Source organism: Dokdonia donghaensis DSW-1 (assembly GCF_001653755.1).
Classification (GTDB): Bacteria; Bacteroidota; Bacteroidia; order Flavobacteriales; family Flavobacteriaceae; genus Dokdonia; species Dokdonia donghaensis.
Window position 1 is genome coordinate 1,057,329 of the sequence record NZ_CP015125.1, and the last position, 16,273, is coordinate 1,073,601.

General features: G+C 38.3%; 6 protein-coding genes. All 6 read right to left on the reverse strand.

Going from position 1 to position 16,273, the window contains the following annotated elements; translation table 11 throughout:
- Positions 1-6: 6 nt before the first annotated feature.
- Positions 7-1,362 (reverse strand): vanadium-dependent haloperoxidase, encoded by a 1,356-nt coding sequence (locus I597_RS04605; protein ID WP_035326938.1) that lies wholly within the window; start codon positions 1,360-1,362, stop codon positions 7-9.
- Entirely contained in the window at positions 1,362-4,607 is a 3,246-nt protein-coding gene (locus I597_RS04610; protein WP_035326941.1) for a VCBS repeat-containing protein, read from the reverse strand. The genes I597_RS04605 and I597_RS04610 overlap by 1 nt, the downstream gene beginning before the upstream one ends.
- A gap of 2 nt (positions 4,608-4,609) precedes the next feature.
- The gene (locus I597_RS04615) at positions 4,610-7,951 is read right to left on the reverse strand and encodes a VCBS repeat-containing protein (RefSeq protein WP_035326944.1); all 3,342 of its coding nucleotides are present in this window, start codon (positions 7,949-7,951) and stop codon (positions 4,610-4,612) included.
- A gap of 4 nt (positions 7,952-7,955) precedes the next feature.
- On the reverse strand, positions 7,956-11,246 hold the full coding sequence (locus tag I597_RS04620; protein WP_236626651.1) for a VCBS repeat-containing protein: 3,291 nt from the start codon (positions 11,244-11,246) through the stop codon (positions 7,956-7,958).
- Positions 11,247-11,332: 86 nt separating this feature from the next.
- Complete coding sequence (locus I597_RS04625) at positions 11,333-12,949, reverse strand: RagB/SusD family nutrient uptake outer membrane protein (protein WP_035326951.1); 1,617 nt, start codon at positions 12,947-12,949, stop codon at positions 11,333-11,335.
- A gap of 19 nt (positions 12,950-12,968) precedes the next feature.
- Positions 12,969-16,106 carry a SusC/RagA family TonB-linked outer membrane protein gene (locus I597_RS04630; RefSeq protein WP_035326953.1) on the reverse strand — a complete coding sequence of 1,046 codons (3,138 nt, stop codon included), beginning with the start codon at positions 16,104-16,106 and terminating at the stop codon, positions 12,969-12,971.
- Positions 16,107-16,273: the final 167 nt, after the last annotated feature.

A 16,273-nucleotide genomic window follows, 5' to 3' on the forward strand; every position in this document is an offset into this window, starting at 1 on the left:
GATGATTTAGTTTGAAGTAACGCCTGTTTCTGTTTTCATATCAAGTTGAGATACGACATATTGCCCAAGGTCTTTTCCCTGGTTAAGACCTATCTCTACAGCCGCACGATAGTGTATACCACCATACATACGACTTATAGCAGCTTCTTGTGCTGCTGCTCTAAAGGATTTAAAATTACGTATAGGTAAACCATAAGCAATCTCTGTGTCATCATTAAAAGAGAAGTTGTCTCCAAAAATACTAGTGAGGCTCTCTGCCGCAGCACCAGACACTACTGAGTGGCCACTTACGTACTCTGGAAAAGGAGGTGTTTGTAAAATAGGTTTCCAAGAGTCATCTATATGATCATTTATAAGCGTCTCCGGACGTATTAAATTAGAGCGGTACTTCTCATCCCAACAAGATATAAAAGCGTCATACATTGCTATGGTCGTTTTTGTATAGGCGTGCAAAGTATGTACTACATCTAGGCCAGCCTTTTTTGAGGCAATTTTTGTAATACCAACCCAGTGACCGCCAGGGGTTATCTTTTTTGTGGCAAACATTAAATGACCTCTCGTAACAGACACATAAGGATTACAATCCCAAAACTGTGCTATGGCAATCTCCTCAGAGGTATCTCCGTCTTTTGTTATTTGCTGGCTTATGTCATAAACCTCCTTAAGCTCTTTATAAAAATCTGAGTCTTCTTCTAGTGAAAATGCTGGTGGTGGTACAGGTTTAAATTGGTCTGCCGTATTAATTACAAATGGTCTTATTTTATTCCAGTGTGGTTCAATTCCATCCATATATGCGGGAGGTGTAGGTTGCCATCTAGAAGGCTCGTCAGAACGCACAGAGAACTTAGGCATTGTGCGAGTTTGTTTGTAATTATCACCATCCATCCACGCTGCAATATGATTAGACACTTGTAGACCATAATCTCTTGACTGTACAAACTCCTCTTCATTAAGCTCTTGCCATCCTGCATAAAGACTATCTCTATAAGTCTCTATATCTTGCTCAGAAAATATAAGACGTTTACTCATATCCATATGAGCAACGAGGGCTGCAAGTTCATAGTTGATAGATGCGTCTTCTGCAGGTGTTGGGATTGCTTTAAAATTTGTGAGTTGTCCTGATAGTGAAGAAAATGTAGGATTGTCTTGAGCTAGTATCTCGTAGGCAGCAATATTAGGATATGCATAAATTCTACTAGCTACTGGAGGCGAGAAGATATCGTGTATAATTACTTCTGTAACTTTATCTATCGCATTATGAAAGTGATCTGGAGTAATCACAATAGGCTCACTCTTTTTTGAACAAGAGCTTAAAGTAATTAAAGCAGTAAGTAGGACTATGAGTGTGTACTGTGTTTTCATTATTGTGTAGTTTCTATTGTATATACCTGTGCTGGTTCATTATTAAAAGTAACGAGCAAGTAATTTGTGTTATTATATGTTATGATAGATAGCTTACGAACAGACTTTTGAACAAAATCTATCCCTAGGGTATACCCATCTATTATTTCTTTTTCTGATTTTATAAGAGCACCAGAGAACGAATCTAACCTACCGTGATACGGTTTTGTGCCAAAATAATTTCCACCAGCGAGAACTTCTTTTTTTCCATCATTAGTAAAGTCAAACACTACAAAATCTAGTAGGGGAGCAACTTGTAATGATGATGGGAAAGGTACAAAGGTAAAAGAACCTTTTTCATTTTTTAAGTATCCAGACTTTAGCGTGGTAACATTTAACTCTTGAGCTCTAGATAAACTCTTGGCACCTATAATCTCTGAGATAGTTTTACCGGCAAAATCATTATTTGTACTGTATTTCTTTTTAAGATATACAAGCTGGGTTGCTAGTTCAGGAAGGTTTTGAATAGGGTAGTAGTTCCCGTTTCTTGCCGTAGCCACCAGAGTTTCGGTCTGACCGTTGTTATCAAAGTCTGCGTGATACATTTTGAGCGGCTCACCTTCTGTAGCCGTAAACTTGCTGTTAGTTCCCCAGTTGCCTAGCAGGTAATCCAGATCACCATCATCATCTATATCAAAAGGCGCTATGGTTTGCCATAAGCCAGTAAGCTCGCTTGAGATTAATGTCTCTTTAGACAGCACGCCATCATTATTTATGTAAAATTGCGGTGCCATCCATTCACCTATTACAATGAGGTCTTTCTGGTTATCATTGTTAAGATCTGTCCACACGGCATCTGTAACCATACCTATATTACCTAGGTTGTTATTTTTATCTACAGTGTATTTGCCATTGTTGTTTTTGAGAAGCACACTTTCTGGTGCTGTGCCAAAATCGCTAGTAATTACTTGATGACCTATAAACAAGTCCATATCACCATCGTTGTCATAGTCGTTTGGCGCAATAACAGAAGTGTTACCTAGTAAATTGAGAGATTGCTTTGAGAGGCTATCATCTAGTTTTAATATGTAATCATCTAGTGCAGTATTAGTTTGTGCAAAATCTGCACCAGCCGTACCCACTATAATGTTTCCGTCGTGTATGATTGCTGTTTTATCTTCGGTTTTACTCTGTTTTTTTAAGGGTTCTATATGCGCTTTCGCGAAAGCGGAATCTCCACCCAAGTATATTTGAGACGAAGTAAATTTTGAACTACCAAAATAAATATCATCCACCCCATCATTATTTATATCACCCACTGCGGTAGCTGGACCCCGATCTGAAAGTTGATAAGGAATTAATTTTTGACGGTTAAAGTCTATATAAGCATCTTCCTTGTGTATGTACTCTATGCCTAGATTTCCTGGTGTTTTTGAGAAGAGTTTTTCATTTTTTGGCAATAAACTATGGTAATCAAAAGGTGTTGAAGCCGCTGGCGACAGCTTTACCAATGAATTTGCAGCTATGTTGCGCTCAGTTTGATACGTGTTATCTGGCCATATAACCTTGAGAGAATCAATAGTCGTATTTTTAGGAAAGCCAAAATGCACTATAGGCTGTGACGATGCTTGAAATCCTCTGGCGGTATAAAGCTCTTTGTACTGGGTCTTACCTCCTGCATATGCAAATACTTTAGTACCTATCCCAAAAGGATTCTTAGCTGCGTACTCAAATTTCAGTTGGACAGATGTAGCCGTAGTATCTGTCTGGTTGATGTAGAGCGTTGCTTCTTTGTTTATATTATTAACTACAATGTCCAGGTCCCCATCATTGTCTAAATCTGCAAGGGCAGATGCGCCAGAAACAGATGGTTGAGATGCTAGCCACGTCTGTGATTTATCTTTAAAGTTCAAATCTCCAGCACCCTTAAATAACCTGTTTGGTGTTGCCCCGCTGGGCATAAGGTCTAGAGCTTCATTATCCAGCAATCGGGACTCGTTAATGCGATTTTGAATTTTATCACTAGAGATAAAGTTTATAAAATCTAGATTGTTAGGTCGCTTAGGAATACCGTTTGCAATAAATAAATCTTGTACACTATCGTGATCAAAATCTGCAAAAAGAGCGCTCCAGCTCCAGTCTGTAGCAGCAATTCCAGAAGATAGTGCTTGCTCTTTAAATTGATATCCCGGTTGATTTACAAAAAGCATATTGCGTGTAAACTGGTAGTGATACCCAAAGCGTTCTATGCGTAATCTCTGCGTCTGGATATTATCATCGCCTTCAGACGCTTTAAGAGCAACTTCATCATCTGGAAGCATATCTAATGAGATGATGTCTGGGAAGCCATCACCGTTAAGATCTGAGTTGTCATTACCCATTGAGAATCTTGAGGTGTGTGGAAAGTGTTCTTTTAAGCTTTCGCGAAAGCGTACACCTCCTTCATTAATGTAGTAGTAATCATCTTCGTGAAAATCATTACCCACATAGATATCTGGCCATCCATCTTGATTAAAATCTGCCACCGAAATGCCGAGGCCGTAGCCATTTATGCCACCATAAATACCCATCTGCTCGCTTACATCTGTAAAGTGGTTACCATCGTTTCTGAGAAGTTTGTCGCCTGTCTTTTCTGTGCGCTTGTTGCGCAGGGATGCTTTGCCAAAAGAGGACTCTGTGTGTATGGCGTGGTTGAGTAAATAAATATCTAGATCTCCATCAAGATCATAATCTAGCACTGCGGCTGTAGTGCCGTAGTCTTTAAAATCAAGTCCATAGGCTTCTGCCTGTTCTGTAAAAGTACCATCACCATTGTTTATGAATAACTCATCGTGACCAGCGAAATCATTTATACCCACCACAGCACGCACATAGATGTCTAGGTATCCATCTGCATTTGCATCAAACATAATAGCACCGGTACTCCAAGAGTTATTTCCTCCAGTTTTGGAGCTAGTTGTGATGTCTGTAAACTTGAGATTACCCTCGTTGAGATACAGTTTGTTTTGTACTTGGTTGCCAGATAGGTAAATGTCTTGTAGGCCGTCATTATTAATGTCACCCACAGCTACGCCACCACCATTATAAAAGTAGAGGTAATCTAGTATGTTAAGGGAATCGCTCTCTGCAAGTGTATTTGCAAAGGTGACTCCAGTACTGTGTCCAGGTGGAGTTTTGAAAAGCGGCAAGCTCTCATCTACAGTCTCGCGTGTACACGAGACAATGATAAGTGCGATCCATAAAAGTACTAGTGCACCTCTTCTCATAGTTAATTGTTAAGCGCAAAAACTCTAGGTTTACTGTCATTAAGCGCGGCTATAAAGTATGTGTTACCAGCTGCATCTGTAAACGTCTGTAAGTGTTTCATTTCTTCACGCACATAAAACCCACTTTTGGTATAGGGTTGCCACTCAAAGTTTGCAGAGCCATCACCTAGTAATACACTCCCAAAACTTGCATCTAGTTGAGAATACTGTGGTTTGTACTCAAAGTTATTACCACCCATAACAAGATCAAGCAGTCCATCATTGTTTACATCTGTACAGCTTATACCGCACACACAAGATAATTGTACGCCAGCAGGTAGTGCTTTTAAGGTAAAGTTTCCTTTTCCATCATTTATGGCAATAGCAGACTCAGAGGTGTTAACCTTCTTTACTTTAGAGTTTGCCAGTACCTCTGCAGAGAATAACTCATCTATAGATCTTTTTGCATAATCTGAGGCTTTTATATTCTGTTTTTTTAGTGATACGATTTGCCCCATTATTTCCTTTTTCTGGTGCAGTGGGTAATCTTTACCATTTTGAGTTATGGTAGTAATTTGCTCTATCGTACTGTTTGCATCAAAATCATTTATAAATAACTTCATAGGTGCATCTTGAGTAGGTTTGTAATGAATATTTGTTCCTTCATTACCTAGTATTAAGTCTAGATCACCATCATTATCTATATCTGCACTTTCTATACTCTGCCACCAGCCGTAAGCATTATCAAGACTTGAGTTGTGTCTTACAAGCTTTCCATTTTCTAGTTTATATGCTTTTACGGTATCCCACTCTGCAGTGAGTACTAGTTCTTTTATTGTGTCACCATCTATATCTGTCCATACAGCATCTGTAACCATACCAGCATCATTAAGGATAGCTCCTTGTTGAGGTGTTACATTTGTAAAGCTACCTTTACCATTGTTTTGTAATAACAAATGCTTAGGGCTAATACCGTAGGTGCTTGTCGTATTTCTAGAACCTATAAATAAATCTACATCACCATCTTGGTCATAATCATAAGGAGCGATGACAGAGGCACCTTGATTTACAGCTGGTAGTAATTGAGCCGGATTAAATGAGCCGTTACCTTTATTTACGTATAAACGTGGTCTGTAAAATGGAGCGCCATCTATCTGGTTTCCTCCAGTAGCTACGATGAGGTCTAAGGCGCCATCACCAGTTACATCTACAAAAGAGGCCGCAGTATCTTCAAAAATTGCAGATTTATCAAAATTTATAGAAGAATGTACAAGCTTCCCATTACCCTTATGTAAGTAGAGGGTAGGAGCTTGGTCTTTTGCTCCACCTATAAAGATATCTTCATTACCATCTCCATCTACATCACCTACTGCGAGGGCAGGACCTTCTTGTGAGAGTTTCTTTGCAATAAGCCCCTCGTAGTCAAAATCATTGTACTCATTTTCTTGATGTGAAGTAAGGAGTGTGTTATCTAATTCTCTAAGTATGGTGTTAGACTCTTTGATGGGGTATTTATATATTTCAGAGGCCTCACTAATTTTAGCTGTAAGTGTTTGGTTTGCATTAATGTTTTTGAGTAGCTGTGTCTTGTCATTAGGCCATATAATACGCAATGAGTCTATAGTTTTTGAAGCTCCTAGACCTATGGTCATACCATACTCCATAGAAGATTGAAAACCTCTAGATGGAACAAGTTCTTGTAAAATAGATTGATTGTCGTGATATAAACGTACAGTAGTACCTACGGCAAATCTATTTTTATCACTACCCTCAAAGTTTAGTTTTATATAATTATGAGACTCATCTATTACAGAGTTGTTTCTGTAAACAAATGCATCCATATTTACATTATTAACCACAATGTCTAGATCACCATCATTATCTAGGTCACCATAAGCAGCGCCATTAGACATACTCTCTAGACCTAGGCCCCAGTCTTGTGCCTTGTTTGTAAATGTTAAGTCCTTCTGGTTTTGATAAGCATAATTAGGTAGTGGTTTTACAGGCATTTTATTAATGATAGAATCTACTGGGTGCGTTTTACCATTGACCTTACTACGTATAAGTTCATTTGCAAAGAAGTCTACAAAGTCTAAATCTGTGAGGTCGTGGTTAATACCGTTTGTAATGTAAATGTCTCTGTAACCGTCATTGTCCATATCAAAAACAAGACCCGACCAACTCCAGTCTGTGGCCTCAACACCACTAAAGTATGCTGTTTCAGAAAATGAACCATTGCCGTTATTTATTTGCAGCGTATTCTGAATAAACTGCTGGTAAAAGTCGTCACGCTGTTTACGTTTATACACATTATAACCGTCAAATTCCATTACAGACTTCACGCGCTCCTCTCCATCGGGAAGCATATCTGTGATAAAAATATCTTGCAGCCCATCGTTATTTATGTCTGAGATATCAATACCCATCGCAGAGAGTGACAAGTGAGAGGTCCACTCTTTAATCTCTTCTGTAAAAGTGCCGTCTTGGTTATTTATATATAAATAATCACGCTCAAAGAAGTCGTTTGATATATAAATATCTGGCCAGAGATCTTTATTTATATCTGTAACTACAACGCCTAGCCCAAACCCTATAAGAGAGCCATATATGCCAGACTCTTCACTTACATCTGTAAATACTCCACCGTCGTTGCGCATAAGTAAATCACCTACACCTCTAGTATCGCTATCTACATTTGCCCAGTCTTGTGCACGTTTATCCCGTTGTCCTTTGTTACCTAGACTACTCACAGGGACGTTACTATTGTTAAGGATATATGCATCTAGATCACCATCTTTATCATAATCAAAGAAGGTCGCGTGTGTTGTAAAGCCAGAGGTGGCGAGATTATACTCTTTTGCGCGCTCAGTAAAAGTGAGGTCACCATTGTTAATGTACAGGTCATTATCGTGACTGTTTTCCTTAAGGTTGCCGGCATTACTTACATAAATATCTAGAAGTCCATCTGCATTAACATCTGCCATTGTCACACCAGTAGACCAAGGTTTGTTACCCTCAATACCAGCGCTTTTAGAAATATCTTCAAATTTAAAATCGCCTTTGTTGAGATACAATTTATTCTTCCCCATATTTGCCGTTAAGTAAATATCTGCAAGCCCATCATTATTTATATCACCTATAGCAACGCCGCCTCCATTATAAAAATTACGGTATTTAAAAATGTTGAAATCTGCTTGATTTTTTATGTTATTCATAAAAGAAATACCCGTACTGTCTGGCGACATTTGTGTAAAAAGAGTCTCCTTAGTGTCAATATCCAGACTTGCACTTTCCTCATTACAAGAGCATAGAAAAATGGTAAAAGTTACTAAGGTAAAAAGCCTGTATTTTTTTAAAATGTCCATAAGTTTATTCTTCTTTTCTAAGAAACAATGGAGTGTCATTATTTCTACCAACGATGATGTATTTTTCTCCAGATATCGTAGTTGTGTCAATGCTTCTGGAAGCACCTAAAATATTGAATTTTGTCTTTTCTGCCACGTTAAAAAAGCCCTTTTTATCATTGTAAAGGACAATACCTTTTGAGCCGTCTAACCTGCCTAATTGTGTACTTATCTGGTAATCATTACCTACTAGAATGAGGTCATTATAACCATCATTATTTATGTCATCTACAAGTATGTCGTGTACAGATGAGACTTGTGCGGGTAATGGTAATTGTCTTTTGGTAAAGGTGCCATCTCCTTTGTTTTCAAAATAAACAGAGGCAAGCTCTGTGACTTGTTTTACTGTTGCGGTTGTAAGCTTGTTGCTAGGTAGTAAATCTTTAAATTCCGCTTTCGCGAAAGCGTTATAAGAAAGATACTTTTTATTGAGTTGTGGTAGCTGTTTTACAAGTTCGTCTTTTGTGGCAATAGTCGTCTCTGCTCCTTTGTAGAAATAGGTTACTATAGGGTCAAGTTTACCATTATCATCAAAATCTTGGATATATAACTGTACTGGCGCTCCCTCCGAAGCCTTGAGACGGGTGTTAAGTCCCCAGTTACCAGCAATTATGTCAAGGTCTCCATCATTGTCAAAGTCTTCTACTTTTAACGAATTAAACCACCCTCTAGCGTTTTCTAAGCCATTATTATGTTGTTTTGAAAGCTCCTTACCGTTATTGAGCAAAATTGTGGGAGCCATCCAGTGACCTGCAACTACTGCGTCTGGAAAACCATTATTATCTATATCTTGCCACTGTATGTCACGCACATTACCAATGTCTGTAAAGTCTGAGCTATAACTCTGTGTGATGTTACTAAAGTTACCTGCACCATCATTACTAAAAAGATATTGTTGCGGTGTTGTCCCAAACTCTTGAGGGATAACGTCACTTGTTATAGAAAGATCTAGGTCACCATCTTGATCTAGATCTACTGCACGAACAGTAGATGCATTTACAAAGATGTTGTCGAAAGCGTTTTCAACTTGTTTAAGCCGTTCTTGAGTATTGAGATACAGCCTAGGTTGTAGCGCACTGCCGGTTTGTATCTCATTACCACCACTCACAATGATAAGATCGTTGAGCTCGTCACCATTTGCATCAAAAATGATAGCGTCTATATCTTCGGCAATTGCGTGTGTGCGATCATTAGGAAGTTCTTTATGAGTAAATTTTCCTAAAGTGGTTTGTAGTTGTAACGAAGTTATTTGAGATTTTGCACCTAGGGTTATAAAATCTTCTAGGCCGTCATTATTTATATCACCTATACGTATGGCTTTGCTAAGATTAGTAGAACTATATGGCACTAAAGGATTGCGACTAAACTCTACGGTAGCATTTTCATTATGACGAAAGGGAATTAGGGTGTCATTTATAAAACGTGTTATAGGAGTTATCTGTATACTATCATAAAAATTGCCAGAGGCATTTTTATAATCTAGAGTTATCTTTTGGTTAGAAATAATAGTGTTTAGCTTCTGTGTTTTTCCGTCTGGCCAGATCACTCTTAAAGAGTCTATGATACTCACAGTATCTAGACCTATAAATAGTTCTGGAGCAACAGATGATAGAAAGCCACGCGTAGTATAGTTTTCAAAATACTGTTTACCTTGCGTACTGTATATCTCCACCTTTGCACCGATACCAAATTTATTGTGATGCGGACCATTAAAAGCCACTTTAAGATAGTTTCTTGTGGTGTCTATTTGTTGTGTCTTATTCTCCAGTACGTAAGCAGCTTCATTTACATTATTTACAATGAGGTCTAGATCTCCATCATTATCTAGATCTGCATATGAGCTTCCATTACTAAATGATGTTTTAGGAGCTATCCAGTCTGATGAGGTGTTTGTAAAAGTTGCGTTTCTATTATTTTTAAAGAAGTAATTTTCTGTTTTTTTGCTAGGCATTTCTTCTATAAAGGGAAGTTCACCATCTGTCATATTTTTACCTAGACGCTTTTGTATATTTTGATTTGATATGAAATTAATAAAGTCCATATCATTTGTTGCACCTAGAATCCCATTTGTAATATAAAGGTCTTTGTGCCCATCATTGTTAAAGTCTGCAAGTAGAGGAGACCAGCTCCACTCAGAACTTGCAACATTGCTTAAAAAAGCACTTTCTGTAAAAGAGGAAGAACCTTGGTTAATATGCAAGGTGTTCTGCATAAATTGTGGTGTATAACCTTGTTTCAGATTATTTGAGAATATGGGGTAATTATATTCGGCACCAGAAGTTTTTAGGGTATAAGGATCTTCAGGGAGCATATCTACAGATATGATGTCAGGTAGGCCGTCATTATTTACATCTGCTATGTCATTTCCCATAGAAAAATGTGAGGTGTGGCCTAGTGCTCCATTTTTGTTATTAATTTCATTAAAGGTTCCGTCTTGGTTATTTATGTATAGATAATCATCTTCAAAAAAGTCATTACCTATATACATATCTGGATATCCATCATTGTTAAGATCACTTATGTTTATCCCGAGACCGTAACCTATTTTTGATGAATATATGTTCGCTTTCGCGGAAGCGTTATAAAAAACACCGTTTCTATTTTCTAGCAGTCTATCGCCATTTATAGTATCCCTAGTCTCTCGCTGGCTCCCTCTGCCAAAGTAAGCATTGGGGTAGAGTGAGTGCGATAGTAGGTAAGCGTCAAGGTCACCATCAAGGTCATAGTCAAAAAAAGCAGTCTGAGTGTTGAGGCCTTTAACGTCTAATTGATACTTTGAGGCTTCATCTTTAAAAGTAGGTACACCATCTGTAAGGCCTTGATTTATATATAGTTTATTTGAGCCTTTAAGATTGAGATGACCAGATACTTTGGAGATATAAATATCTAGATATCCATCACTATTTATATCTACTGTAGTAACGCCAGTGGTCCAGCCGTCTCTGTTGTTTATACCAGAGGAGGTGGTTATATTTTTAAATTTTAAGTCACCTAGATTTAAATATAGATGATCTTGTTGAAGATTTGAAGTGAAGTAAATGTCTATTAGGCCGTCGTTATTAAAGTCGCCTGTAGCAACGCCAGCACCGTTATAGTAGTAGAGATAATTAAGTATGTTAAGCTCTGGTGATTTTGTAAGCTCATTTGTAAAAGTGATTCCAGTATCTATTTTATGTACAAAGCGGTAATTTTTCTCTGGCTGTGAGCAGGAGAAAAGAAACATAAATAGTAGGAGTAGGGGTAATGAAGTTTTCACTTAGATAAATTACTTATGAGAATGTAATATATAAAAAGAGGGTTAGAAAACTCTAACCCTCTTTTAAGCTAATTATTGTACCAAGTTTAGTAGCCTGGATTTTGGGTAAGGTTAGGGTTTAAAATAAGCTGACTTGCTGGGATAGGGAATAAATTCTTATCTGTATTTCCTACAGCAGCAGGGTCTTTAAGTTGCCAGTCTGAAGTAAATTGACCAAAACGGATCAAATCATTTCGTCTCCAGAATTCTGCATAAAACTCACGACCTCTCTCATCTATAATATCTTGAGCAGTAACAGAACCTAAGGCTGTAGCTCCTCTTAATAATCTTAATTCATTTACAAGTGGTGTTGCATCACCTCCAGAACGGAAGATTGCTTCTGCCTTCATCATATGTGCATCAGAATATCTGAAGAATATCTCGTGTGGAGTAAATCCTCCATAACGAGCAGCATATTTTTGAACACGTATACCTGTAACTTCGTTATTGTTAATAAGGCTTATGTTTCCATCTGCATCAGTAAAGTCTCTTGTAAAGAAGAGTGGGTTACCTGCACGATCTTGTAATGGAGTCCCATCATCTGCATATTGTTGTCCAATTAAGAATCCAAAACCAATACTTGTTCCATCTGCAATACCATTGTCATTACCATCTGTTCCTTCTGGGAATTCTGCAAGAGTAAGACCTGATGTTGGTACAAAACCTCTTCTTTCCTCTTGACCGTTTCCTGGCTCATTATTATTAGGATCTCCTTCAAATAAGTCATAATAAGATGCAAGTGTTGAGAATCCATTCCATCCACCTCCAGCAATTTCTGGTGACATATTGTAGTGAAGACCATTCCAGATACGGTTACCTACACCTGTAGGGATAAACCAGATTGTTTCGTCATCAAGTTCTTCTCTGAAAATATCAAAATATCCATCTTCAAGACCATAAGCTTCTGCCTGTATTTGGTCTACAAGTGATACTACTTGGTTCATATCTGCACTATCTGCAGTTTCATTACCTAAGTATATATGCTTGTTAAGAAGCACTTTTGCAAGAAGGTATCTTGCTGCCGCTTTAGTAGCTCTAGAGTTACCTGATCCAGGTCCACCAGCTGGAAGATCTGTAATTGCAGCGTTAAGGTCAGAAACGATTTGATCTACAGCTTCTGCGCCAGTTAAAACAACAGGGTTAACAGATAGATTTTCTTCTGGATCTCTTACTGGGATCTGTCCAAAGTTATCAAGAATCACCCACATACCTAATGCTCTTAAAAAGTAAGCATCTGCTTTGTTCTGAGTAGACGAGTTAGTTAGACTTGATAGTACTTGCGCAGATTGGAAATGTAATGAGTTCCACTGTACGAATGTATTAAGAATGAACGTGTGAGTTGTTAACCAGTTGTGCTGGTGTAACTGTCTCCATATACCATTATCACCCCAGTCAGATCCACGCGTTGGTATTAAAGCCGCATCAGTAGTTACTTCAGATAAAGCAAATAAGTTTGCTTGGTCTCCTATGTAACCATTAAGGGATCCGTACATATTGTCTATGAAAGAATCTGGATCTGTAACACCAGCAAAACTAGCGTCTGTTACAATACCTGCTTCGTTTCCTTCAATTTCGAGATCGGTACAGCCTACAGCGAGTGCTGCCACCGCAAAGATGCCCACAATATTGCGAACCATCTTTGATAAATTTTTGTTGTGTTTCATAATTCTTCTTTTTTTTTATTTAAAATCTTGCATTTACACCAAGTGTGAATGTACGGGCTCTAGGGTAAGAAGCGTAGTCGATACCCGCAGTAGGAATCGCAGAAGCATTAAGAGAACCAGTGTTTTGGCTTATTTCTGGGTCAAGACCACTGTAATCTGTAATTAAGAATAAATTTTGTCCAGTAAGGCTTAAACGTAAAGAATCAAACATCCCTTCACCGCTTAATGGCCAGTTATATCCTATAGAAGCACTTTGCATTCTAATAAAATCTCCTTTCTCAAGGAATCTTGTAGATACAGCAACTGTAGAGTTTGCATTCTCATTGCTAGCCACTACATCTTGAGTTACGTTACCACCAATAGAAAGAGCAGACTTTGTAAAGAAAGCATTTGCAGTACCGTTGTATACAGAGAATCCAAACTGACCGCTAAAGTATGTAGCGATGTCAAAGTTCTTATAACGTGCATTAAGAGATAAACCTGAAGTTACTTTAGGAACAGCGTTCTCTCCCACGAAGAATTTGTCAGAATCTGGATCACCTACACCGTCACCGTTAAAGTCTCTATATGTTGGGTTACCATCTCCGTCAAATCCTGTAAACTCAGCCATAAAGAATGAGAATAATGGTTGACCAGCTTCAAGTTGTTGTGCAAATGCACCAGTAAGTCCATTACCACGTATTGCTCCAGTTGGGATGCTTAGTGGTGTGTCTTGTACTTCGTTTTTGTTATACGCGATGTTGAAGCTAGCTCCAAATCCAAAATCATCCGTATCAAAGAAATCATAGTTTAATGATAATTCAACCCCTTGGTTAAGTACAACACCATCTTTTAAGTTTTGGAAAACTGTTCCTCCGCTTCCTGCAGGTGCAGCAACATCTTGATTAAGTAATAAATCGCGAGTTTCTTTACGGTATACGTTTACAGAACCGTTAAGACGATCATCATTAAATCCAAAATCAAGACCTACGTTAAAGTCTGTTGTTTCTTCCCACTTAAGGTCAGGGTTAGTAAATGCTCCGTCAATAAAAGTTCCAGGAACTCCTCCTGCTAGCACATTAAGGTTGTTGTCAATTCCTGCTCCTGCAGCTCTCTCGATCTGTAAGAACTGTCCAAAACCAAGACCATCTTGTGATCCTACAATACCAGCACCTAGTCTAAGTTTTAATGTAGAAATATTATCTCCTACAAAATCTTCTTCAGATATCTTCCAAGCAAATGCTCCAGAAGGGAAATAACCATAACGCTCATTATCACCAAAACGTGAAGAACCATCTGCTCTAAAAGTACCAGTAAATAAGTACTTATCTGCAATTGTATAGTTAGCTCTTACAAAGTAAGATTGTAACTCATCTACAGAGTCAAAGATACCAGCTGTATAAGCAGGTAATAAACGTGTAAAGTTTGTAGGTAATTCAAGACCAGTTTGAACCTCTGGAGTTAACCTTGTTAAATACGTACCATCTGCACCGTATCCAAATACAGCATATCCTCCATCAAGTACATCATCTATTAATCCAAACTGACGACTTAAAGCGTCTCTAGTTTGCTCTAATGTTTGAGATCCAAAACCAGCAGCATTTGAGAAATAACCGCTATTGTCAAACTCTTGGTAAGAATAACCAGCTAAAAGATCTAAAGATGAGTTTCCAAAGTCTTTATTGTAGTTAAGTGTAGCTTCAAGTAGTGAGTTTTTATTTTCAGTCTCTGTAAAACCTCCACGACCTATTCCAGAAGTGTTAGGTAGACCTACTATGCTAGAAGAGTAAATTGCGCTACCCTCTGCATCTGTCTTGTCATATCCTACAGTTACTTTTGCGCTAAACTCGTCTGTAAATGAATAATCTGCAGAGATATTTGCTAGTAATCTTTTACTATTTGTTCTACCCTCAAAGTACTGAAGTAAACTTGCTGGGTTAAGTACACCTCCACCTGGATTAAAATCTGGATCAGAAGGGAAAGTAGGGTTACCTCTTAGTGCAGCACCTATTAAATCTCCTGTAGAACCAGCAGTACCATCTAGTGCAGGGTTCTCTCTGTTAATACGAGAGATACTACCTTGACCAGTAATTAAAAGTTTATCATTAAGTAAACGCTGTGAGAAGTTTAATCTACCTGCGATGCGCTCAAGGCTTGAGTTTTCAATCACACCGTTGTTGTTTCCGTATCCAAAAGATGCACGTAAGTTACCACCAGTGTAACTCTTAGAGTAACTTAAGTCAGTCTGTCTTGAGAAAGCATTACGAGTAATGTAATCTTGCCAGTCTGTGTTACCACCTTCTACAAGAGGAGTAGCTCCTATTGCATCTGTAGCATCAAGAAATTGCTGTCTGTTAAGTAGGTCATAACTACTTTGTGGCTTTGCAGAACTTACAGAAGAAGTTAGTTCCCAAACACCTTTAGACGCTCCACGTCCAGCTTTAGTTTGTATAATGATTACACCGTTTGCTCCTCTTGATCCGTAAATCGCTGTAGCAGATGCATCTTTAAGTATAGAGATACTTTCAATATCGTTAGGGTTAATAAAACTTAGCGGGTTACCACCAGTAGCACCACCTTGAACACCAGCTCCAACACCTACAGTAGGGGCTCCTCCACCAGAAAGTGGCACACCGTCTACTACAAACAATGGGTCGTTACCAGAACGTATAGAGTTGTTACCACGTATACGTATAGCAATACCTGCACCCGGCTCACCAGAAGATTCTGAGATTTGTACACCGGCAGTTTTACCTTGTATAAGTTGCTCTGGAGATTGAATAACCCCTTGGTTAAAATCTTCAGACCCTACGTTGTCTACAGATCCTGTAGCATCTTTAATAGTAGTAGAACCGTACCCTATAAGTACAACTTCGTCTAGTGCGTTATCTGTTGCCAAAGAAACATTTACAACACTTCTACCTCCTACAGCTACTTCTTGAGTAGCAAATCCCACATAGCTAAATACTAGGGTAGCATCGCTAGGAACATTGTTAAGACTGTAGTTACCGTCAAAATCGGTTGTAACACCATTTGAGGTACCTTTTACAATTACGTTTGCTCCCGGTAGCGGGCCATTTTCTTCAGTAACTGTACCTGTTACTGTTTGGGCTTGGGCAATCCCTACAAAGAGAATTGCGACAAACAAGAGCATACTTTTAAGTATTACTTTCTTCATAAGAATCTTGTTTAAAAATTAGTTTGCTTAGTTTTTTTATGAGTAATTACCTCATTTTAAAAGCTAAAAATATGTAAATTTTATGTTAAGACCATACACATTGCCCGATAAAGTTACGAAAACGATTTCGTGTGAACAAACCCATTTTAGTAGGAATTCAGTAAAAA